We start from the raw sequence: 22,146 nt of genomic DNA on the forward strand, positions 1-22,146 counted from the left end.
CGCGGTAAAAGGCCTTTTCATTCGACGATACGCGAGCGGCCTCCGACGGATCCCGCCCGTCGTAGTCACGGAGGTCGCTCTCCGGCTCCTGCGGCCCAGCGGGACGCGCGTTACGGTCGGAACGAGGTGAGAGAGAACGCACTCGTTAAGTGTCGTCCCGCGGAACCACCGCCAATGAGTGGGGCATCCGGATCGGCGCAGACGCGGTACGCCATCCTCGGCTGTGGAAGCGTCGGGCACGCCGTCGCGGAGGAACTCACGGGCCGCGGCAAGGACGTGCTCATTCTCGACCGAGACGAGAGCCGCGTCGAGGCGCTCCGCGATCAGGACCTCAACGCCCGCGTGCAGGACATCGCCGAGCCCGACGTCACCGAGGAACTGGCCGACCGCGACATCGTGTTGATCCTCGCCAGCGACGTCGAGGCCAACAAGGCGGCCGTCTCGGCGGTTCGCGAAACGGGCGGAGACCACTACGTGGTCGTCCGGGCGTCGGATCCGGTGAGCGAGGACGAGCTCCGTGAGCGTGGCGCGGACGTGGTGATAAACCCCTCGACGGTGATCGCAGACAGCGCGCTCCAGTCGCTCGAAACCGGCGAACTGGAGTACATGGCTCGCCAGCTCGCCGAGATAATCGAGGCGGGCGACGGGCGGATGGCGATCCTGACACACGACAACCCGGAACCCGATTCCATCGCGTCGGCGACCGCGCTGCAGGCGATCGCGGACGCGTTCGGCGTCGAGGCGGACATCCTCTACTCCGGCGACGTCGGCCATCAGGAGAACCGCGCCTTCGTCAACCTCCTCGGGATCGACCTCGTGGCGCGGTCCGAGGCCCCCGAGCTCGCGGAGTACGGGACCATCGCCGCGGTCGACCTCGCGAAGTCCGCCGACGACGGGTTCGACTTCGAGACCGAGATCGACATCTACATCGACCACTTGGAAGCCGACGTGCCCTTCGACGCGCGGTTCGTCGACGTGCGCACGAACGTCTCCTCGACGTCGACTATCCTCACGAAGTACTTACAGGAGTTCGACCAGTCGCCCTCGGAGGCGGTCGCGACCGCACTCCTCTACGGCATCCGCGCCGAGACGCTCGATTTCAAACGGGACACGACGCCGGCGGACCTGACGGCCGCCGCGTACCTCCACCCGTTCGCGAACCACGACACGCTCGAACAGGTCGAGTCGCCGTCGATGAGTCCCGAGACGCTCGACGTGCTCGCGGAGGCGATCCAGAATCGCGAGGTTCAGGGGAGCCACCTCTTTTCGACCGCCGGGTTCATCCGGGACCGCGAGGCGCTCGCGCAGGCCGCCCAACACCTCCTCAACCTCGAAGGGATCACGACCACGGCCGTGTTGGGTATCGCCGACGACACGATCTACCTCGCGGCGCGCTCGAAGGACATCCGCCTGAACATCGGCAACGTCCTCGACGAGGCGTTCTCTGAGATGGGCGACGCCGCCGGTCACTCGACGCAGGGATCGCTGGAGATCCCGCTCGGAATCTTCACGGGCATCGACGCGAGCGGCGACAACCGCGACACGCTGCTCGAACTCACCGAGGAGGCCGTTCGACGGAAGCTGTTCGACGCGCTCGGCGTCGAGGGCGGCGGCACCGAGAGCGGAAACGGCTCGTAGCGCCGCGGCTCCGCGAGTACGGTGACGACCGCTCGTAGCGCGGCGCAGCGGTTTTGCTCGTTCGGCACTGACAGAACGCAAACGGCGACACTCATGCACGTTCCAGCCGATCCGCCCGCACGCTGTCCCGCCTGCGGCGACTCCTACGAGTCGGTGTCGCGTCACGCCGCCGGGTTCGTCGTCAATCTCCTCGACAACGAGCGGTACCGCCGCGTGTGTTTCCATCCGGCGGACGACGGGGGCGGCCCCGCGCTCGACTGCTACCATCACACGCACGGACAAGCAGACGAGGAGGGCGGCGATCCGCGCTAGAACCCGTCGCCGTCGGTGATCGAGGTGTACGCGCCGATCAGCGATCCGGAGAGGTCGACCCCCGTCAGCGTCGCGCCCTCGTCGATCACGGAGTTACGGATCGACGAGTCGGCGATAGTCGCGTCCTCGAAGACGACAGCTCGGTCGAGCGTCGAATCGGTGACCGTCGCGCCGTCCATCACGTGGACGACGTCGCCGATCTCGGAGTCCTCGACGGTCGCGCCGTCGGCGACGAGACTCCCGCCGTCGAGAGCGTACTCGACCGCGTCGAGGTAGCTGTCGGCGGTACCGATGTCGAACCACGCCCCGTCGAAGGTGAACGCGTGGACCGACCCGCGCCCTTGGAGCCACTGGAGGAACCAGCCGGGCTCGTCCGGGTTGTTCCCGTCTTCGAGGTACGTCGAGAGGTCGGGCAGCGTCTCGGCCGGAAACGCGTAACAGGCGATAGAAACGAGCGTCGTCTTCGGGTCGTCGGGCTTCTCTTGGAAGTCGATCACCTCGTCGCCGTCGAGGTCGACGAGTCCGTACGACTTGGCGCGCTCGCGGTCGCCGACGTCGTAGGCGGCCAGCGTCGGCGTCCCCTTCGACTCGAAGAAGTCGGCGAACTCGCCGAGATCGAAGCTGATCATGTTGTCCCCGGCGACGACGATCAGGTCGTCGTCGACGCCCTCGCGGTCGACGAGCTGTTCGAGCGCGCCTACGACGCCGAACTTCTCGTCTTCCTCGACGGTCTCTTCGACCGAGAGCGTCGGCTTCTCGAAGGGGCTGTCGGCGAGGTACTCCGCGAACGTGTCGGCGAACCGCTCGTTCGTCGAGACGAACACCTCGTCGACGCGGTCGTCGGCCTCCAAGTCCTCGAATATCTCGTCGATGACGGTGTTTTCTCCCACCGGAAGGAACATCTTCGGTCGGTGGTGAGTGATGGGCCAGAGTCTGGTCGCGTATCCCCCCGCGAGTACGACGGCTTTCATGGAGACACCCTCTCACCGAAGCGGCATACTTCTTGTGCTGTTATCGACGTTCAGAAATGCTGACGACGCCGGGGGCCTGCTGTTTGGAGGGGGCGGTGGAGATCCGAGTTGTCGCTCGGTCGTGGGGCCTCTCGGTCTCCGGTCGATTAGTCGCTCAGTCGGTCGGTGTCGATGGCGACGCCGGGCGGCGTGACGACGAGGAAGCCGCGGAAGTGCATGAGTTCGCCGCCCATGTCTTTGACGTCGCGGGCGAATCCCGCGGCGAGTTCGTTGAGGTCGCCGTCGATGGTCAACACGAGGGTGTTGCCGTAGTCGACGCTGCGGACCCACTCGTCGGGATCGGTGGTCCCGTCGAGGACGCCGAGGACGACGTCGCCGCTGGCTGCGAACGCCTCGTCCATCTCCGCTTCGGCGTCTCGGAGGTCGAGGTCCCAGTCGCTCATACTACAGCGTCACGAGGCGACGGCAAAAACGTTCGGACCGGTGTCGGTCCGGTCACCGCCGCCCGGTCACGGTGTGGTTAAGTGCGTTCCGAACGGATCCGGCGTATGAAACACACGCGACGGTCCCTGCTCGCCGGCGTTGCGGCTACCGGCGTCGTCGGCGCGGCCGGGTGTCTCGGCGGCAGCGGCGACGGCGGCGGCAGCGGAGCCACGGTCGGCCTCGACACGGGCGAGTACGACTGTGACCTGACCGAGCCTACCGACCCGGACCTCGGCTTCCGGCCGACGCTCGGCGACCCGGACGCGGACGTGCTCGTACAGGCGTTCGAGGACTTCACGTGTCCTCACTGTGCGACCTACAAGCTCGAAGCGTTCCCCACGATCCGCGAGGAGTACCTCGCGTCCGGCGACGTCCGGTACGAACACTGGGACTTCCCGATTCCGGTCAACGAGACGTGGGCTGTCCCCGTCGCGAGCGCGGCTCGCGGCGTCGGTGCCCGCGGCGGGAACGAGGCGTTTTTCGCCTTCTCGACGGCGGTCTACGAGTCGCAGGGGAGCTACAGCGGCGAGGCGATAGGGGCGGCCGCCGAGACGGCGGGCGGCGACCCCTGTGCGGCCATGGCCGACGCCGAGTACTCCGCGTACGAGGAGGCGTCGATGAGCGACCGCAGCGAAGGCGAGTCGATCGGCGTCTCCGGAACGCCGGCCATCTTCGTGAACGGCGACCCCGTCGACGGATACGGCGCAGACGCCATTTCTACGGCCATCGAGTCCGCGCTCTCCGGAGACTGAGTCGCTACCGGCCGGTGCGACCTCGGTCGCTCGCCGCGATCCGATCGCGTATCGCCCCGGTCGCCGCGGCCGCGTGGCGCGCCTCCCGGTGGCGCTCGTCGAACGCGACGCGGGCGCTCGACGCGGCCTCGGAGTCGACGGAGAAGGTCAGGTCTTCGTACGAGACGTCCCAGAGGACGAGCGGCTCGGGCGGTGCCGGTCCCACGCCGAGTTCCCCGGGAACGGGCTCTGCGGCGAGCAGCCGGTCGGCGTAGGCGAGGTCCGCGGTGCCCCGACCGATCGCTTCGACCGCTGCGACGAGCCGCCGAACGAGCGCGCGGGGGAACCCGCCGGCAGACACCTCGACGACGAGCGCGTCGCCGTCTCGCGTCGCGGTCGCGTCGAGGTCGCGGACGGTCCCCGTCTCGTCGCTCGTCAGGTTGTGGTAGTCGTGTTCGCCGGAGAACCGGGCGAGCGCGTCCGCGACGCGCTCGTCGTCGATGGAGTCGCGGGCTGCGTCGTCGTGTCCGGTACCCGCGCTCGCTTCCGCACCGCCTTCTCCACCGCCGGGTGCGTAGAGGTGGTACCGATACGTCCGGCGGAGCGCGTGGTGTGTCGCGTGGAACGCGTCGTGCGCGTCCGCGGCGGCCCATACCCGAACGGATCCGGGGAGGTGGCCGTTGAACGCCCGGGGAGTGAGCCAGTCGGGGGCCGCGAACGCGACCGTCTGACCCACCGCGGAGACGCCCGCGTCGGTACGTCCCGCGGCGGCGTACCCCGGTGGCGTCGCGTGTGTCGGCCCGTCGCCGCGGTCGAGGACCCCGTGTTTCGCGAGCGCCCGCAACAGCGTCCCCTCGACCGTCGTCGCGTGAGGCTGGCGCTGAAACCCCGCGTATTCGCGGCCGTCGTACGCGACCCGAAACGCGCGTAGCCGTCCCGCGTCCTCCGTCGATGCGGTCTCGCCCTCGGCCGCCGGCGCGTCCGTCACGCCGCGTCGTTCCGACCGACATCGGACTCGTCCGGCTCATCCGACTCGTCCGACTCGCGGATCGGCACCGTGACCACCGGGACCGGTGAGACCCGAACCACCTTTTCGGTGACGCTTCCCAAGAGCACGCGTTCGATCCCCGTCCGAGCGTGGCTCGGCATCACGACGAGGTCGGCACCGCTGTCGCCGATGGCGTTCTCGATCACGTCGAGCGGCTCGCCGCGAACGACGTTCCCGACGACGTCGACGCCCGCCGCCTCCAGTTCGGCCGTGACCTCCTCGACGCGCGCCTCCGCCGCGGTCTCGACGCGCTCGGCGAACGCGCCGGCCTGCGGCCCGCGCAGCGTCTGTGCCACGGTGTCGATGGCGCTAACGACGTGGACGGTCGCGTCGTAGCGGTCGGCGAGGCTCGCAACGTGGGGCACCGCGTCGTTCGCCTCTCCGCCCGGCGCGACGGGAAGCAGGATCGTGTCGTACATGTATCAGGGTCGTCCGGCCGGATGCAAAACGGTACCGGCCGCCTCATCGAGGTGAAGGCACACTCCCCCCGACCAGTACGCGAGGCCGCTTCCCATTGCCAGACCCGTTGCGAATATACATATGTTATCTTGTAACTTAGCAGAATAGTAGTATTCCATATATTTTGTCACACATCGAGAAACGAAGCGGGCGAGCCGGTCCGAGACAGACGGCGGTCGTGCGTGACGCGTCGCTGCGCCGCGACCGCCGCGACCGGAGGACGTTTCACCGAATCGTGAGAGACCGCAGATTCGTACGATTGAGCGAGTGATTCGACACGTGTAGCCGGTGAGACCACCGATAGTCGAATGCGAACCCGACGCCGACCGGGACGAATCGGGGCGGACAACACGACCGACGATCGGTCAACGTGCTTTTCGCGATCACGTCGGACGTTCCCGTCTACGTCTCGGATCGCCTCTCGACGCGTTTCGCACCGCGGAGAGACCGGTGGCCGGCCGATCGGTCGTGACGGGCGGAAGTCGCGCCGTCTGCCGTGGCAGCCGTCCTTTTTATCAAATTTATAGCTATTATATATTTCTGTTCTTTCGTTCCGAATGTGTGGTACCCAATCGTGGGATCCACCGGTCTGCACGCTCTGCCGAACACGGACGGAGCGCGGTGCGAGGACGTTCCTGACGACGCGGAGTCGCGAGCGCCGACGGTAGGAGAAAGACGGCGATTCGGGAGCGACGACGAGAACGATCGAGTCAGCGCGTCTGAATCGGGTGTTTCGACGCTGAACGCGGTTCGGACCGCCGTGAGGGTGCCGGTCCGACCCGTATGTTACACCGCTATTTTTGTAAAGGCTGAGCGCGAAGGTGAGCCATGACCGATACGTCGTCGCGGCCGAACAGCAAAGTCGCGCGGGTGATCGACGCGTACGAGTTGGACGGATTGGGTGCGGAGTTGGAACGTCGGTGGACCGGCGAGGACGGCGACCGAACGAGCCTCCGGGACCTCGCGACACTGTTCAACCGTCGCGTCCTGGCGGCGGCGATGCGCGAGGCGGGCCACTCTGCGGTGGAGAGCGACGTCGAGAGCGCGTACGCGTCCTTGACGGACGAGGAGGCGGGTAGCGCAGACCGAATGCGAAAGCGGCGCGACCTCGAACAGGCCGGTGTCGACGTCGACGTCGTGCTCGGTGATTTCGTCACTCATCAAGCCGTCCACACGTACCTCACGAGCTACCGCGATGCGGAACTCCCCGACCGATCCGACGAGCGCATCGACCGGAAAATAGAGACGCTCGAACGCCTGCAGGGACGAACTGCCGCCGTCACTGAGTCCACCGTGGAATCGCTCGTCGACGCCGGCGAGTTGACCGATCACGACTACGAGCTACTGGTCGACGTGCGCGCGATCTGTCCCGACTGTGGCTCCGACTACCCCGTGGGCGACCTGCTCCGGTCGGGCGGCTGTGACTGCGACGACTCGTAGGGCGGCGCGTTCGTGATTTTGCAGTTACATAACAATTATATTAATCGCACCGGTAGAACTCGCGTAATGGAGCCGAAGATGCTTTCGGAGTCGCCCGTCCGCGTTCACGCGAGCAACGTGGGGGGAATAGACGAGACAGAAGTCCAGATTCAACCCGGTGTGACGGTTCTTAGCGGCCGTAACGCGACCAACCGAACCTCGTTCCTGCAGGCGCTCATGGCCGGGCTCGGCAGCACCCGTCCGTCGCTGAAGGGCGACGCGGCAGAGGGACGCGTCGAACTCACGGTCGGTGACGAGACGTACACGCGGACGCTCACTCGCCGCGGCGACACGATCGCGTTCGGCGGCGACCCGTACCTCGACGATCCGGAACTCGCCGACCTCTTCGCGTTCCTCCTCGAAAACAACGAGTCACGGCGCGCCGTCGCCCGCGGAGACGACCTCCGCGAGATAATCATGCGGCCGGTCGACACGGACCAGATCGAAGCGGAGATCCGGGAACTCGAGAGCGAGAAAGACGACCTCGACGACCGAATTTCGGGACTGGATCAGCTCGAATCGACGCTGCCGGACTTAGAGGCGAGGCGGGACGAGATCGCCGCCGAACTGGAGGAGGCCCGCGCGGACCTCGCGGACGCACAGGAAGCGATAGACGAACTCGACGCGGACCTCGAAGAGAGTCGCTCTCGGAAGGAAGAGCTCGAAGCGGCGTTCCAACGCGTCCGCGAGGCCCGGTCGGAGGTCGAAGATCTCACCTTCGAGATCGAAACCGAGGAGTCGACGCTCTCGGAGCTTCGCTCGGAGCGTACCGACCTCGAAGCGACGCTCGAAGAGTCGGAGCCGCCAGACGAGGACCCGGAGCGGATCGACGGTCGGCTCACGGAACTCCGCGAGCGCAAGCGCGCTCTCGACGAGACGCTGAACGAACTCGGGAGCGTGATCAGCTTCAACGAGGAGATGCTGGAGGGCGACGGGCTCGACGTCGCGTTCGGACAGCGCTCGAACGGCGACGACGCGGAGTCGAACTCCGTCACGGACGAACTCCTCGGCACCGACGAGGTCGTGTGTTGGACCTGCGGCTCCGAGGTCGAGCGGGGCCGGATCGACGACACGGTGGACGCGCTCCGGGATCTCAGAGGCGAGCGGCTGGAGGAGCGAAACGAGGTTCGAGACCGCATCTCGGAGCTCACGTCGAAGCGGTCGTCCATCGAAACGCAGCGGGCCGAGAGGCAGCGGGCCGAAGAGCGCCTCGAAGCGGTCGAAGCGGAGATCGAGGAGGTGAAAGACCGGATCGAGGCGCTCGAAGCCGAGCGCGAGGCCGCCGAGACGCGCGTCCGGGAGCGCGAGGCCGAGACGGAGGACGTCGGAGCCGGCGAGTACGACGAAGTGATAGAGCGTCACCGCGAGGCCAACGAGCTGGAACTGCGCGTCGACCGGTTGGAGTCGGACTTGACGGAGGTGGAAGCGGAGATCGACGAGACCGAAACGAAGATAGACGAGCGCGAGACGCTCCGCGAGCGGCGCGAGGCGGTGGCCGACGAGCTGACCGATCTCCGCACGCGCGTGGATCGGATCGAAGCGGACGCCGTCGACGCGTTCAACGAGCACATGGCCGCGGTGTTGGACGTGCTTGGATACGACAACATCGACCGAATCTGGATCGAGCGCCGGGAGTCGGAAGTCCGAGAGGGTCGCCGCAAGGTCTCACGCGCCCGGTTCGACCTCCACGTCGTTCGTTCGACGGACGACGGGAGCGCCTACCGCGACACCGTCGACCACCTCTCAGAGAGCGAGCGCGAGGTGACGGGACTCGTCTTCGCCTTGGCCGGGTACCTCGTCCACGACGTGTACGAGACGCTTCCGTTCATGGTGTTGGACTCGCTTGAGGCGATCGACTCGGACCGGATCGCGGCGATGGTCGAGTACCTCCGCGAGTACGCCGGCTACCTCGTCGTCGCCCTGCTGCCCGAAGACGCGGCGGCCATCGACGGCGACCACCACACGGTCGAGTCGATCTGAACGACGAGGCCCGATGAGCGTCCCGGTGCGGTTCACTCGTAACGCTCGGGGTCGATCCCCGAGAGCCGCATCGCGTTGCCCGTGACGCCGAGGCTCATTCCCATGTCGCCGACGACGACCGCCACGGCGACGCTCACGAGTCCGAGCGGCACGCCGAGCGCCAACAGGAACTTCACGGCGAGGCTGGCCCAGACGTTCTGACGAATGACGCCGTTCGCGGTGTTAGAGAGCGCGTAGAGGTACGGGAGCTTCCCGACGTCGTCGCCCATCAACGCGATGTCCGCGGTTTCGAGCGCGGTGTCGGTGCCTGCCGCTCCCATCGCGACGGCGACGTCGGCGGTCGCCATCGCCGGCGCGTCGTTGATCCCGTCGCCGACCATCGCGACCGCCCCGTACTCCGCCTGAAGCGTCTCGACCGCCTCGACTTTGTCCTCCGGCAGCAGCCCGGCGTGGTACTCGTCTATCCCCGCGTGCTCCGCGACCGCGCTCGCGGTCCCCTCGTTGTCGCCGGTCAGCATGACGACGCGCTCGACGCCGAGTTCGCGGAGCCGGGCGACGACGCGCGCCGCGTCGGAGCGCACCTCGTCCGCGACGGCGATGGCCCCGAGGAGGGCGGAGTCGGTGCCGACGAGCACCACCGTCTTCCCCTGGCGTTCGACCGCCGCAAGCGTCTCCGCGTCGAGCGATCCGGACCGGGCGGAGCGCGCGTCTCCCGCGTCGTCGCCCGTCGCCGCCGGGTTGCCGTCGGCGTCGGGAGCGGTCCGCCCGCTCGCCTCCGCCGTCTTGCCCCCGTCGGTCGCCGGGCGGGCGAGGTCGAAGCCGAGGTCCTCGAACAGCGCCGGCTTGCCGGCGTAGTACGTCTCGCCGTCGACGACGGCGCGGACGCCTCGGCCGGTGAGGCTCTCGAACTCGGTTGGCTCCGGGCCCTCTCCCGGCGTCGAACCTTCCGACGCCCCGGTGTCGGCTCCGGCAGCGGCGGCGTCGGCGTGCGCGAGGACCGCGGCCGCGATGGGGTGTTCGCTGCGCCGCTCCACGGCGGCGGCGTATCGGAGCAGTGTCGCCTCGTCGGTCCCGTCGGCCGGGATCACGTCGGTGACGGCGAGCTCGCCGCGGGTGAGCGTCCCCGTCTTGTCGAAGGCCACCACGTCGACGTCGCCCATCGCCTCCAAGTGGTTGCCACCCTTGATCAGAACGCCGTTCTTCGCGGCGCTCGTGATCCCCGAGACGACGGAGACGGGCGTCGAGATGACGAACGCACACGGACAGGCGATGACGAGCAGGGTGAGCCCGCGGACGAACCACGTGCCCCAGTCGCCGACGAACGCGAACCCGTACCCGGCGACCTCGACCGTGACGGGGTCGGAGATCAGGAGCGGCGGGAGGGTCGCGGTCGCGATCGCGAGGACGACGACGACGGGCGTGTAGTAGCCCGCGAACCGGTCGACGAACCGCTCCGTCTCCGTGCGCTTCGCCTGTGCTCCCTGCACCATCTCGATTATCCGCGCGAGCGTCGAGTCGCCCGCGGTCGAGGTCACCTCGATCTCGAGGTACCCCTCCGCAGCGATGCTGCCGGCGAACACGTCGTCGCCGGACGTCTTGTCGACCGGGACGCTCTCGCCGGTGATCGGCGACTGGTCGACGGCGCTTTCGCCCTCGACGACCCTCCCGTCGAGCGGGACCTTCTCGCCCGGTCGGACGATCACGGTCTCGCCGACCGCGACCTCGTCCGCGGGGACGGCGAGCTCCTCACCCTCGCGGCGGACGGTCGCCTCGTCGGGAGACAGCTCCATGAGTTCGCGTAGCGAGTCGCGGGCGCGGTCCATCGCGTAGTCCTCCAGCAGCTCGGCGATGCTGAAAAGCACCGCGAGCGTCGCGGCCTCGACGAAGTAGCCGATCCCGCTGGCCGCGACGATGGCCGTCCCCATCAGCAGGTCGATGTCGAGGCTCCGGTTACGCGCGGAGTAGTAGCCGTCGCGGATCACCGGAACGCCGCTGGCCGCGACCGCACCGAGGAACAGCGCGTCCGCGACCGTGATCGGCGCGCCGAGGACGCTCGCCACCGGGACGTTCCGGCCGGTCGCGACGAACTCGAAGCCGAGCCCGAGTGCGACGAGCACGGCCCCGATCCACGTCTTTTTCGCGCGCGTGCTCGTCCACACCTCGGTCGGCGGCGCGACGGCGACCCCACCCGAGTCGCCGCTGGCCTCGGACGCGTCGCTGTCGGCGTCGCCGTCGCTCCGCTCGCCGCTCTCATCCGCCCCTCGCCGGCCGCCCGTCACCTCGTAGCCCGCGCCCTCGATCGCGGCGACCACGGCGGCCTCGTCGGTGCTGTCGCCGTCGTATGCCACCGTCGCGGTCCCCGCCGTCGGGTTGAGGTCGACGTCGACCACGCCGTCGACGCGGCCGAGAGCGCCGTCGACCTTCCGCGCGCACGAGGGGCAGTCCATCTCGGGGACGGCGAGCCGAGCGGTCAGCTCTCGCCGCCTCGCCCCACCGATGTTCTCGTCGTCCGCGTCCGGGTCGTCTGTCATTACCCGACCGTACGGGCGACACTGGGGTAAGTCTTGGTTGGAATATTCCAAGTATTCTAGCTGGCGGTCGCTCGTCAGGCACCGGCGGCCGAGTCGGGCAGGCGGGCGTCCGCGACGAACCGCTTCGCCAGCTGCTCTTCGGCGCGGCGGAGGCGGTAGGTGAGCGTCGATCGCGGGACCCCGAGGTGGTCGGCGAGGTCACCGACGTCGGTCTCGCGCGGCGTCTCGTAGTAGCCGTGCTCGACGGCGGCGCGGAGCGCGGCCTCCTGTTCGGGCGAGAGGTCACTCCCGTCGCCGACGGTTCCCTCGCCACTGCCGGCGGCGGCCGCGGACGTGCTCCCGGTCTTGAGGAGTTCCGTACGGGCGCAGTCGCCGACGGCGTCGCGGATCGCGTCGAAGAACGCGCCCACGTCCCCCGTTCCCGGGTGAATGAGCCGCCACGTGTAGTGGCGACCCTCGTGTCGCGTCTCGAAGAGCACGCCCTCACCGAGGTGTTCGCGGGCGATGTGCGGGACCGACGCACACCGCGGCGTGCGCTCCCAGTCGGAGTACAACACGAGGGTGTCGCCGTCGCGGTCTAGCACGCGCGTGGTCTGGGTCGCGCCGCAGTCGTCGCTCGCGAGGCAGTCCGCGTAGTAGTCGGCGTCGCGGAAGGCCGCCTCCAGGTCGTCGAGCGCGGCCGGCGCGCCGGTCGCGTGGTCCACCCGCCAGAGACGGTCGGCCGTGGCGTGGAGCGAGAGCGACCGGACCCGGGCGTCGGGGTGTTCGGCGAGCGCGTCGGCCACCCGGTTGCATCCGGGGCGGTATTCTAACGCGAAGACGAGTTCTCGCATGCGCGGTCGTACGCGTCTCACGGGTATAAGACGTGTCGCCGCCGCCCCCCGTCGACACGCAACTAGCCGGTTCGAACATAAGAAACCCTGATCGGCGCGTCCGGTACTGGACTGATCCCGGGACGATACCGGACTGTATCGCCCTCACAACCCTTATTACCCGTCTCGCGCCACATACGCGCATGAAGGGGGCAAAAACGAAGTCGGTCCGGGCGACGGGGACCTCGATGCAGATACTGACCGCTATCGCCGAGAACGAGGGCGGCGTCCCCATGGCGGAGTTGGTCGACAGGCTGGAGTTGGCAAAGAGCACGGTGTACAAACACCTCATCACGCTCGAAGAGCACGGTCTCGTCGTCAACCACGAGACCGGGTATCGGCTCGGCCTCCGGTGTCTGGAGTTCGGCGGCACGGCCAGACAGTACGACGGCGTGTTCGACGTGGCGAAACCGGAACTCGACAAGCTGGCCGAGGCGACCGGCGAACTGACGAACCTGATGTTCGAAGAACAGGGCAAGGGCGTCTACGTGTACACCGCGCGCGGCGACCAGGCGATCAACCTCGACAGCCGACTCGGCCGACGCGTGTACCTCCACACGACGGCGCTCGGCAAGGCGCTTCTGGCCAGTCTCGACGACGACCACGTCGACGAGATAGTCGACCGGCACGGGCTTCCCGCCCGCACCGACGAGACGATCACCACGCGCTCCGGGCTGTTCGAGGAACTCACACAGATCCGCACGGAGGGGTTCGCGTACAACGAGGAGGAGCGACTCGGCGGCGTCGGTTGCGTCGGAACGCCGCTCGATACGGGCGACCGACGGAACGCCGCGATCAGCATCATGACGCCGATCAGTCGCCTCCGCCCCGACGACACGCGGCACGAATACACCGAGATGCTCAACCAGACGGCGAACGTCATCGAGGTCACCCTGGCTCACGGTCAGTGACCGCCGATCCAGATAACAATTACAAAAGTAGTAATGTAAGAGATCACGCCGAGCGGCGCGAAATGTGTTCGATTATACGAAACTGCTTTCGTCGCGAGCGGTCGATCCCTCGGTGCGTGTCCCACCGGATCGGTTGCACCGACGTGGACGTGGAATCGACCCGACGCGGAGGTGCAATCGACTCGACGCGGACGTGCGTCGGCGCACAACGGGGCGAACTCGCCGATCGGTGACGCCTGCGCGCCGCCGGGGGAGCCGTCCGAGTCGCTGGGCCGAAGCGTCTCGAACCGCCGGCGACCGCGGCGTATCAAGCGCGCGGCGCGGGAGACGGCCGGCCGCCGAGAATGTAATTCAGCTGTTTAGTTCGCAATAACGAAACTCCTGAGCAGGTCAGGCGACGCGGTTCCGCAGCGTCTCGCCCGTCTGGTACCGTTCGACGTTCTCTGCGACGAGGTCGGCGATGTCGAGGTGGTAGCGGTTCGTCGCCGAGCCCTTGTGCGGCGAGATGATCACCTCTTCGAAGTCCCAGAGCGGCGAGTCGTCGGGGAGCGGTTCGGTCTCGAACACGTCGAGGCCGGCACCGGCGATGGCGTCTCGGTCGAGGGCGTCGACGAGCGCGGCCTCGTCGACGAGCGGGCCGCGAGCGACGTTGACGAGGTAGGCGTCGTCGCGCATCACGTCGAACTCCGCGTCGCCGATCAGACCCTCGGTCTCGGGCGTGTGCGGGAGCGCGAGCGCGACGAACCGGGCGTCCGCGATCGCGTCGTGGAGGTCCGCGGGGTCGAAGATCTCGGAGACTCCCGGGACGGGCTCGTCGGAGCGGCGGACGCCGACCACGTCCATGCCGAGCGCGTCGGCCCGCTCGGCGATCCCCTGGCCGATGGTGCCGAGGCCGACGACGCAGAGGCGCTCGTTCTCCACGGTGAACGGGCGCTCGTAGTCGGGCGTGTACCAGTTCCCCTCGTTCTGGTTGTCGCGGTACACGTGGAGGAGTCGGGCGAGCGACACCATGTAGCCGATCGCGACCTCGCTGACCGTGGTGTCGTGAATCCCGGTGCTGTTCGTGAGTGGAACGCCCGCGGCGTCGTACGCCTCGGTGTCGAACTCGTCGTACCCCGCGCGGATACAGTGGACCCATCCCGCGTCGAGGAACTCCGGCTTCGGGACGTACGTGGCGACCGCGTCGGTCTCGTCGTACGACTCGCCGTCGCCGACCAACTCGACGGGGATGTCGAGGTGATCGAACGCCTCGACGAACGCCTCGGGCGGAATGACGTTCTCGACGGATTCGTGGACGTACAGGTGATCGAGTCGTGCTCGCTCGGACATGGAGGCAACGTCGTCACAGTGGGTTATCAGTCCTTCGGGAGCCGCAAGCTAACGCGTGACACTACCGGATCGATACACAACAATTCACACACCAACTGTCCACACAGATACTTTTATATCCTCCCGCGTCGCAGGTCCGGTATCCGCAAGAGAGACTAGTGATGAACGTAACTGAAGCAATTGCACACGCGCTGAAAGAGGAAGGAGTAGAGTACGTATTCGGGTTCCCGAGCAACCCGCTTTTCGACACCGGGGCCGCAGAGGAGGCCGGCCTCCGAACGATCATTACCCGCCAAGAGCGGACGGCGGTGCACATGGCCGACGCTATCGGGCGGCTCACGTCCGGTAACGAGGTCGTCGCGTTCGCCTGTCAGCACGGTCCGGGCACGGAGAACTCCATCGGTGCCGTCGCGCAGGCGTACGGCGAGTCCGCGCCGCTCGTGGCTATCCCGGCCGGATACGACCGAGCCAAGACCGACGTGGATCCGAAGTTCAACTCGCTCGTGAGCTACCAGAGCGTGAGCAAGACCTGCGAGCAGCTCTCGGACCCCGACGCGGTCGGCGAGACGTTCCGCCGGGCGTTCACCGCGGCTCGGAACGGCCGTCCGCGTCCCGCCGTCGTCGAAGTCCCGAAGGACGTCTTCTGGGAGGACGCACCGGAGGACTTCGAGTACGTTCCGTCGAGCGCCAACCGGGCCGGCGTCGACCCCGAGGCCGTGCCGGCCGTCGCCGACGAGCTCGTCGACGCCGAGAACCCGGTCATCTTCGCCGGACAGGGCGTCCACTACGCCGAGGCGTGGGACGAGCTGAAGGAGCTCGCCGAGACGCTCGAAGCGCCCGTCGCGACCAGCCTGAACGGCAAGAGCGCCTTCCCGGAGAGCCACCCGCTCTCGCTCGGAGCCGGCAGCAAGAGCGAGCCCGGACAGCTCGCGCACTTCCTCGACGAGTGTGACGTCCTGTTCGGCGTCGGCTGCAGCTTCACCGAGACGGCCTACGGCATCACCGTCCCCGAGGGGAAGACGGTCATCCACTCGACGCTCGACCCCACCGACATCGACAAGGACGTCGACTCCGAGATGGCGCTCGTGGGCGACGCACAGATCGTCCTCGACGCGGTGGTCGACGCGGTCGCGGAGCGCGTGGACGAGGACCGCGGTCGCTTCGACGACGTCGCCGACGAGATCGCCGAGGTCAAAGCCGACTGGCTCGATGAGTGGGAGGGCAAGCTCACGTCCGACGAGACGCCGATCAACCCCTACCGCGTGATCCACGAGATCACGAACGTCGTCGACGAGTCGGAGACGATCATCACGGCCGACGCCGGCAACCCGCGAGACTTCCTCGCGCCGTTCTACGAGACGGACGAGCCGCTCTCGTACATCGGCTGGGGGAAGACGACGCAGCTCGGCTACGGGCTCGGACTCGCGCTCGGCGCGAAGGTCCGGTTCCCGGAGAAGCTCTGTATCAACATCATGGGCGACGGTGCCATCGGGATGACCGGCCTCGACTTCGAGACGGCCGCCCGCGAGGACGCCCCGATCTTGACCATCCACCTGAACAACTACGAGATGGCGTCGTACGACACGCCGTTCAGCGGCGACTTCGCCGACGTCGGCGAGGCGCTCGGCGGCTACGGCGAGCGCGTCGAGGACCCCGAAGAGGTCGCGCCGGCGCTCGAACGCGCCATCGAGAAGACCGAGGAGGGGACGCCCGCGCTGCTGGAGTTCATCACCGCGAAGGAGACCGAACTCTCGCGTCCCGACCTCGACTGAGCGCACCGGTCTGATCGGCCGCGGTCGCGGTTTTTTGACCGGTTCCGTTCGCCAGCGACTGCCCGCGTATTCCCCATAAATATATAAGCAGGTCTGACAACATATCGGTATGACTCTGGAAGACGATTCACTGGAGTATCACGAGGCAGACCCGCCGGGCAAAATCGAGATCGCGACCACGAAGCCGACCAACACGCAGCGTGACCTCTCGCTCGCGTACTCTCCCGGCGTAGCGGGGCCGTGCCGCAAGATCGCGGAATCGCCGGAGAAGGCGTACGACTACACCGCGAAGGGGAACCTCGTCGGCGTCGTCTCGAACGGGTCTGCGGTCCTCGGACTCGGGAACATCGGTGCCACGGCGTCGAAGCCCGTCATGGAGGGAAAAGGCGTGCTGTTCAAGCGGTTCGCCGACGTCGACGTGTTCGACGTCGAACTCGACATCGACGATACCGACGCCTTCTGTGAGGCCGTCGCCGCGATGGAGCCGACCTTCGGCGGGATCAACCTCGAGGACATCAAGGCACCGGAGTGCTTCCAGATCGAGGAGCGGCTCCAGGACGAGATGGACATCCCCGTGTTCCACGACGACCAGCACGGCACCGCCATCATCAACGGCTCCGGGCTGATCAACGCCGCCGACATCGTCGACAAGGACCTCGGAGACATGAAGGTCGTGTTCTCTGGGGCCGGCGCGTCGGCGCTCGCGACCGCCCACTTCTACGTCTCGCTGGGCGTCGACCCCGACAACATCGTGCTCTGTGACTCGACTGGCATCATCACCGAGGAGCGAGCCGAGGCCGGCGACGTCAACGAGTATAAGCGAGTGTTCGCCCGCGACATCGAAGACGGTGACCTCGCGGACGCGATGGAGGGCGCGGACGTGCTCGTCGGCCTCTCGGCCGGCGGCATCGTCTCACAGGACATGGTTCGCTCGATGGCGAACAACCCGATCATCTTCGCCATGGCGAATCCGACCCCCGAGATCGGCTACGACGAGGGGAAGAACGCCCGCGACGACACGGTGATCATGGCGACGGGCCGCTCGGACTACCCGAATCAGGTGAACAACGTCCTCGGGTTCCCGTTCATCTTCCGCGGCGCGCTCGACGTCCGGGCCTCGGAGATCAACGAGGAAATGAAGGTCGCCTGCGCCGAGGCGCTCGCGGAACTCGCCCGCAAGGACGTTCCCGACGCGGTGTTGAAGGCGTACGGCGACGAGCCGCTGCAGTTCGGTCCGGAGTACATCCTGCCGAAACCGGTCGATCCGCGCGTCCTCTTCGAGGTCGCGCCGGCGGTCGCCGAGGCGGCGATGGAGTCCGGTGCGGCGCGCGAGGAGGTCGACTTAGACGAGTACCGCAACGCCTTGGAGGCACGCGTGGGCAAGTCCCGCGAGATGATGCGGATCGTCTTCAACAAGGCCAAACAGGACCCGAAGCGCATCGCCCTCGCGGAGGGCGAAGACGAGAAGATGATCCGCGCGGCGTATCAGCTCTCGGAGCAGGGGATCGCAGAGCCGGTGCTGTTGGGCGATCAGGACGCGATCACGGCCACGATCGACGAGCTTGGGCTCGACTACGAGCCGATGGTCAACGACCCGACCGACGCCGAGTACGACGCGTACGCGGACCGACTGCACGAACTCCGCAAGCGCAAGGGAATCACCCGCAGCGAAGCGGGCGAACTCGTCCGGACCAGCACGAACTACCTCGGTAGCGTGATGGTCGACCAGAACGACGCGGACGCCCTGCTCACCGGGCTGACGCACCACTACCCGTCGGCGCTTCGGCCGCCGCTTCAGGTCATCGGGACCGCCGACGACGCCGAGTACGTCTCCGGCGTCTACATGCTGACCATCGGGAACCGCGTGGTGTTCTTCGCGGACGTCACCGTCAACCGCGACACCGACGCGGACGTGCTCGCGGAGACGACGCGCCACACCGCGGAGCTGGCGCGACAGTTCAACGTCGAGCCGCGCGCGGCGCTGCTCTCGTACTCCAACTTCGGGAGCGTCGAGGGCGAGGAGACGCAGGCGCCGCGAGACGCCGCGGCCATGCTCCGTGCGGACTCCGCGGTCGACTTCCCGGTCGACGGCGAGATGCAGGCGGACACGGCGCTCGTCGAGGAGATGCTCACCGACACCTACGAGTTCTCCGACCTCGACGAGCCCGCGAACGTCCTCGTGTTCCCGAACCTCGAGTCCGGGAACATCGGGTACAAGCTCCTCCAGCGCCTCGGCGACGCGGAGGCCATCGGCCCGATGCTCGTCGGCATGGACGAGCCGGTCCACGTGCTCCAGCGCGGCGACGAGGTGAAAGACATCGTCAACCTCGCCGCGGTCGCCGTCGTCGACGCCCAAGAGCGCGAGTAGCCCGCCCGCGACGATCCGCAGTCCCGCTTTTTCGGATCGGTTCGCCCTCGCTCGGCGTACCGGTAGTCAATGTGAGAATAGTGTCATCCGACCACACGGGTCACGGTCGGCGTCTGTTGACGCGTAACATTCATACCTCCGCCACACCGAGAGATGACAATACTACCGACACAGATGGCTTCCAAAAACACACCCCCAGATCCGTCCGTAGATCCGCGGACGAACTACGATTACCGCAGCGACGACGACGCCGACTCGGCGCTCGTTTCCGACCTCGACGGGCTCGTCGACGGCGACGTACGCTTCGACGAGTACTCGAAACAGATGTACGCGACGGACGCGTCGGCGTACGAGGTGACGCCGATCGGCGTCGTCTACCCGACGTCGACCGCGGACGTCGCCGCCGTGACGGAGTACTGCGCCGGAGAGGAGATCCCCGTACTGCCCCGCGGCGGCGGAACGAGCCTCGCCGGCCAGTCGGTCAACGAGGCGGTCGTCTTAGATTTCACCCGGTACATGACCGACGTCCTCGACGTCGACCCCGACGGCCGGCGGGCGCGGGCGATGACCGGGATCACGCTCGGCGAGCTAAACCGGACGCTCGAACCGCACGACCTGAAGTTCGCGCCCGACCCGTCGACCGCCGACCGGAGCGCGCTCGGCGGCGCGATCGGGAACAACACGACCGGCGCGCACTCGCTCAAGTACGGGAAGACCGACGCCTACGTCGAGGAGGTCGAAGCGGTGTTGGCCGACGGCAGCGTCGAGACGTTCGGCGAGATCGCGGTGTCGGAGCTTCGCGAGGACGCGGACCCCGACGGCGCGCTCCTCGAACGGATCTACGCCGAGGTCGTCCGCATCCTCGACGAGGAGGCAGACGAGATCGACGACCGGTACCCCGACCTCAAGCGGAACGTCTCGGGGTACAACCTCGACGTGCTGGTCGAGGAGTCCGAGTCGGGAACGGTGAACCTCGCCAAGCTCCTCGTCGGCAGCGAGGGGACGCTGGCGATCGTCACCGAAGCCGAGATCAGCTTGGAGCCGATCCCGGAGACGAAAGGGGTCGGCCTGCTCACGTACCACAGCCTGATGGACGCGATGGAGGACGTGGGTCCCATCCTCGAACACGACGCGGCCGCGGTCGAGGTGCTCGACGGCGTCCTCGTCGATCTGGCGCGCGACTTAGAGGAGTTCAAAGACGTCATCGGTCTGTTGCCGGACGAGACGGACTCGTTCCTGTTGATCGAGTTCTACGCCGACACCGAGGAGGAGGCCAAAGCGCGGGTCGACGACCTCCTCGACGACCGCGTCGGCGATCTGGCGTTCGACGGGATGGCCGCGTACGACGAGGAGACCCAGAAGAAGTTCTGGAAGATGCGGAAGGCGTCGACGCCGATCCTGCTCTCGCGGACCGGCGACGAGAAGCACATCGCGTTCATCGAGGACCTCGCGATCCCGCCCGAGCACCTGCCCGAGTACACGAAGGAGTTCAAGCAGATCTTCGAGGACCACGACACGTTCGGGAGCTTCTACGCCCACGCCGGCCCGGGCTGTATGCACGTCCGGCCGCTCATCAACACGAAGACGGCGGAGGGGACGGAGACGATGGAGTCCATCTCCGACGCCGCGACCGACCTCGCCGTGCGCCTCGGCGGGTCGGTGTCGGGCGAGCACGGCGACGGCCGCGCGCGGACGCAGTGGAATCGGAAGCTGTACGGGGACCGGCTGTGGAACGTGTTTCGGGATCTGAAGACCGCGTTCGACCCCGACTGGCTCCTCAACCCCGGCAGCGTCTGCGGCGATCACGACATGACGGAGAACCTCCGTTTCGGCGAGGACTACGAGTTCGACGCCGGCTTCGAGCCCGCCCTGGAGTGGGAAAACGACAACGGGTTCCAGGGGATGGCCGAGCTCTGTCACGGCTGTGGCGGCTGTCGCACCAGCCAGGACGGAGCCGGCGGCGTGATGTGTCCGACCTACCGGGCCTCCCAAGAGGAGATCACGAGCACGCGCGGTCGGGCGAACCTCCTCCGGCAGGCGATGAGCGGCGACCTCGACGACGACGAGCAGTTCGACACGGAGTTCATGCACGAGGTGTTAGACCTCTGTGTCGGCTGTAAGGGCTGTTCGATCGACTGTCCGAGCGAGGTCGACATGGCGAAGATGAAAGTCGAGGTGGAGAACGCCCACCACGAGAAACACGGCGCGGACCTCCGCTCGAAGCTGTTCGCCAACGTCGAGACGCTCTCGAAGCTGGGGAGCGCGACCGCTCCCCTCTCGAACCTCGGCACCAAGATCCCGGGCGCACGCGCCGTGATGGAGAAGACGCTCGGGATCGCCCGCGAGCGCTCGCTCCCGACGTTCTATCGGGAGACGTTCGTCGACTGGTGGAGCGCGCGCGGCGGGTCGACGGTGAGCGAGTCGTCCGCGGAACACCGCGTCGTCCTCGTGCCCGACACGGTCACCAACTACAACAACCCCGACGCAGGCAAGGCGGCGGTCCGGGTGCTCGAAGCCGCCGGCGTCCACGTCGAGGTCGCCGAAGACATCACAGACAGCGGTCGGCCGGCCCACTCGAAGGGGCTGTTGGGGAAGGCGCGCGAGACCGCCGAAGCCAACGTCGCGGCGCTTTCTCCCCGCGTCGAAGACGGCCGCGACGTGGTCGTCGTCGAGCCCTCTGATGCCGTCATGTTCCAGTCCGACTACCTCGATCTGCTCTCGTCTGACGCCGCGGCGACCGTCGCCGAAAACACCTACGGCGTGTTAGAGTACGTCGACGTCAACCGGCTCGACGAGGCGCTCGACGCCGACGGCGGCGCAGAGCGTCTCACCTACCACGGTCACTGTCACCAGAAATCGGTGAAGAAGGACCACCACGCGGTCGGCGTGCTCCGCCGGACGGGTTTCCGGGTCGACCCGCTCGACACGAGCTGTTGCGGGATGGCGGGGACGTTCGGCTACGAGGCCGAGCACTACTCGATGAGTCAGGCGATCGGGTCGATGCTGTTCGACCGGATCGACGACAGCGACGGCGACAGCGTCGTCGCGCCGGGCGCGTCCTGCCGGACGCAGATCGGCGACGAGTACGACGAGAAGCCGCCGCACCCGATCGAGAAGCTCGCAGACGCTCTCGCGTAGGCCGGACTGCGGGCGTCCGAGCCTCTTCCTCTTTTTTTCAGTCCGTCACTCTCGGCGGAGACGCGTCGCTGTGCCGACGGACGTGAGAGATAGAAGCTACCTACAGATACGTCAAAAAACGCAA

At 67.3% G+C, this 22,146-nt stretch carries 15 protein-coding genes and 1 pseudogene; 9 read left to right on the forward strand and 7 right to left on the reverse strand.

Features of this window, described 5'->3' with window-relative positions; all coding sequences use genetic code 11:
* The first annotated feature begins 174 nt into the window (after nucleotides 1-174).
* Together NO930_RS10190 and NO930_RS10195 are read left to right on the forward strand one after the other, a co-directional pair.
* The gene (locus tag NO930_RS10190) at nucleotides 175-1,638 is read left to right on the forward strand and encodes a DHH family phosphoesterase (RefSeq protein WP_137783778.1); all 1,464 of its coding nucleotides are present in this window, start codon (nucleotides 175-177) and stop codon (nucleotides 1,636-1,638) included.
* A 93-nt stretch (nucleotides 1,639-1,731) separates the two neighbouring features.
* Nucleotides 1,732-1,950 carry a DUF8145 family protein gene (locus NO930_RS10195; protein ID WP_256403390.1) on the forward strand — a complete coding sequence of 73 codons (219 nt, stop codon included), beginning with the start codon at nucleotides 1,732-1,734 and terminating at the stop codon, nucleotides 1,948-1,950.
* Here NO930_RS10195 and NO930_RS10200 read toward each other — a convergent pair.
* Both NO930_RS10200 and NO930_RS10205 read right to left on the reverse strand, forming a co-directional pair.
* Nucleotides 1,947-2,921, reverse strand: coding sequence for a nucleotidyltransferase family protein (locus tag NO930_RS10200; protein WP_137783776.1), 975 nt, complete (start codon nucleotides 2,919-2,921; stop codon nucleotides 1,947-1,949). The genes NO930_RS10195 and NO930_RS10200 overlap by 4 nt on opposite strands.
* Nucleotides 2,922-3,070: 149 nt before the next feature.
* Nucleotides 3,071-3,364: pseudogene (locus NO930_RS10205) on the reverse strand (DUF5779 family protein); the annotation flags it as partial.
* A gap of 105 nt (nucleotides 3,365-3,469) precedes the next feature.
* Between NO930_RS10205 and NO930_RS10210 the strand changes: the two are divergent.
* A complete protein-coding gene (locus tag NO930_RS10210; protein WP_256403391.1) occupies nucleotides 3,470-4,156 on the forward strand; it encodes a DsbA family protein in 687 nt (228 codons plus the stop codon).
* A 4-nt stretch (nucleotides 4,157-4,160) separates the two neighbouring features.
* Here the strand turns inward: NO930_RS10210 and truA are convergent, their stop codons facing one another.
* Together truA and NO930_RS10220 are read right to left on the reverse strand one after the other, a co-directional pair.
* Nucleotides 4,161-5,123 carry a tRNA pseudouridine(38-40) synthase TruA gene (gene truA / locus NO930_RS10215; protein ID WP_256403392.1) on the reverse strand — a complete coding sequence of 321 codons (963 nt, stop codon included), beginning with the start codon at nucleotides 5,121-5,123 and terminating at the stop codon, nucleotides 4,161-4,163.
* The gene (locus NO930_RS10220) at nucleotides 5,120-5,602 is read right to left on the reverse strand and encodes a universal stress protein (protein ID WP_137784849.1); all 483 of its coding nucleotides are present in this window, start codon (nucleotides 5,600-5,602) and stop codon (nucleotides 5,120-5,122) included. Before NO930_RS10220 ends, truA begins: the two co-directional genes overlap by 4 nt.
* A gap of 868 nt (nucleotides 5,603-6,470) precedes the next feature.
* Between NO930_RS10220 and rdfA the strand changes: the two genes are divergently transcribed.
* Nucleotides 6,471-7,082 carry a rod-determining factor RdfA gene (gene rdfA, locus NO930_RS10225; RefSeq protein WP_137784304.1) on the forward strand — a complete coding sequence of 204 codons (612 nt, stop codon included), beginning with the start codon at nucleotides 6,471-6,473 and terminating at the stop codon, nucleotides 7,080-7,082.
* 66 nt (nucleotides 7,083-7,148) lie between these two features.
* Entirely contained in the window at nucleotides 7,149-9,101 is a 1,953-nt protein-coding gene (locus tag NO930_RS10230) for an archaea-specific SMC-related protein (RefSeq protein ID WP_256403393.1), read from the forward strand.
* Between the two features lie 32 nt (nucleotides 9,102-9,133).
* Here the strand turns inward: NO930_RS10230 and NO930_RS10235 are convergent, their stop codons facing one another.
* Complete coding sequence (locus tag NO930_RS10235; protein WP_256403394.1) at nucleotides 9,134-11,632, reverse strand: heavy metal translocating P-type ATPase; 2,499 nt, start codon at nucleotides 11,630-11,632, stop codon at nucleotides 9,134-9,136.
* Nucleotides 11,633-11,706: 74 nt separating this feature from the next.
* On the reverse strand, nucleotides 11,707-12,465 hold the full coding sequence (locus NO930_RS10240; protein WP_256403395.1) for a helix-turn-helix domain-containing protein: 759 nt from the start codon (nucleotides 12,463-12,465) through the stop codon (nucleotides 11,707-11,709).
* A gap of 182 nt (nucleotides 12,466-12,647) precedes the next feature.
* On the opposite strand from NO930_RS10240, the gene NO930_RS10245 reads away from it, so the two are divergent.
* Entirely contained in the window at nucleotides 12,648-13,415 is a 768-nt protein-coding gene (locus NO930_RS10245; protein ID WP_137783561.1) for an IclR family transcriptional regulator, read from the forward strand.
* A gap of 390 nt (nucleotides 13,416-13,805) precedes the next feature.
* Here the strand turns inward: NO930_RS10245 and ddh are convergent, their stop codons facing one another.
* Nucleotides 13,806-14,744, reverse strand: a complete 939-nt coding sequence (gene ddh / locus NO930_RS10250) for a D-2-hydroxyacid dehydrogenase (RefSeq protein WP_137783560.1) — start codon at nucleotides 14,742-14,744, stop codon at nucleotides 13,806-13,808.
* A gap of 107 nt (nucleotides 14,745-14,851) precedes the next feature.
* Here ddh and NO930_RS10255 point away from each other — a divergent pair, with 107 nt between their 5' ends.
* The 3 genes from NO930_RS10255 (at nucleotide 14,852) to NO930_RS10265 (ending at nucleotide 22,022) form a co-directional block, all read left to right on the forward strand.
* Complete coding sequence (locus NO930_RS10255) at nucleotides 14,852-16,516, forward strand: thiamine pyrophosphate-requiring protein (protein ID WP_255511564.1); 1,665 nt, start codon at nucleotides 14,852-14,854, stop codon at nucleotides 16,514-16,516.
* 109 nt (nucleotides 16,517-16,625) lie between these two features.
* Nucleotides 16,626-18,884, forward strand: a complete 2,259-nt coding sequence (locus NO930_RS10260) for an NADP-dependent malic enzyme (protein WP_256403396.1) — start codon at nucleotides 16,626-16,628, stop codon at nucleotides 18,882-18,884.
* A gap of 174 nt (nucleotides 18,885-19,058) precedes the next feature.
* Nucleotides 19,059-22,022 carry an FAD-binding and (Fe-S)-binding domain-containing protein gene (locus tag NO930_RS10265; RefSeq protein WP_256403463.1) on the forward strand — a complete coding sequence of 988 codons (2,964 nt, stop codon included), beginning with the start codon at nucleotides 19,059-19,061 and terminating at the stop codon, nucleotides 22,020-22,022.
* Nucleotides 22,023-22,146 lie beyond the last annotated feature (124 nt).

This window comes from Halorubrum salinum (assembly GCF_024494575.1).
GTDB lineage: Archaea > Halobacteriota > Halobacteria > Halobacteriales > Haloferacaceae > Halorubrum > Halorubrum salinum.

Coding starts and splice junctions, on each gene's coding strand:
- NO930_RS10230 (WP_256403393.1), top strand. CDS start 7,149: ATGGAGCCGAAGATGCTTTCGGAGTCGCCCGTCCGCGTTCACGCGAGC.
- NO930_RS10260 (WP_256403396.1), top strand. CDS start 16,626: ATGACTCTGGAAGACGATTCACTGGAGTATCACGAGGCAGACCCGCCG.
- NO930_RS10210 (WP_256403391.1), top strand. CDS start 3,470: ATGAAACACACGCGACGGTCCCTGCTCGCCGGCGTTGCGGCTACCGGC.
- NO930_RS10245 (WP_137783561.1), top strand. CDS start 12,648: ATGAAGGGGGCAAAAACGAAGTCGGTCCGGGCGACGGGGACCTCGATG.
- NO930_RS10200 (WP_137783776.1), bottom strand. CDS start 2,921: ATGAAAGCCGTCGTACTCGCGGGGGGATACGCGACCAGACTCTGGCCC.
- NO930_RS10220 (WP_137784849.1), bottom strand. CDS start 5,602: ATGTACGACACGATCCTGCTTCCCGTCGCGCCGGGCGGAGAGGCGAAC.
- NO930_RS10265 (WP_256403463.1), top strand. CDS start 19,059: ATGGCTTCCAAAAACACACCCCCAGATCCGTCCGTAGATCCGCGGACG.
- NO930_RS10190 (WP_137783778.1), top strand. CDS start 175: ATGAGTGGGGCATCCGGATCGGCGCAGACGCGGTACGCCATCCTCGGC.
- NO930_RS10235 (WP_256403394.1), bottom strand. CDS start 11,632: ATGACAGACGACCCGGACGCGGACGACGAGAACATCGGTGGGGCGAGG.
- rdfA (WP_137784304.1), top strand. CDS start 6,471: ATGACCGATACGTCGTCGCGGCCGAACAGCAAAGTCGCGCGGGTGATC.
- NO930_RS10195 (WP_256403390.1), top strand. CDS start 1,732: ATGCACGTTCCAGCCGATCCGCCCGCACGCTGTCCCGCCTGCGGCGAC.
- NO930_RS10240 (WP_256403395.1), bottom strand. CDS start 12,465: ATGCGAGAACTCGTCTTCGCGTTAGAATACCGCCCCGGATGCAACCGG.
- ddh (WP_137783560.1), bottom strand. CDS start 14,744: ATGTCCGAGCGAGCACGACTCGATCACCTGTACGTCCACGAATCCGTC.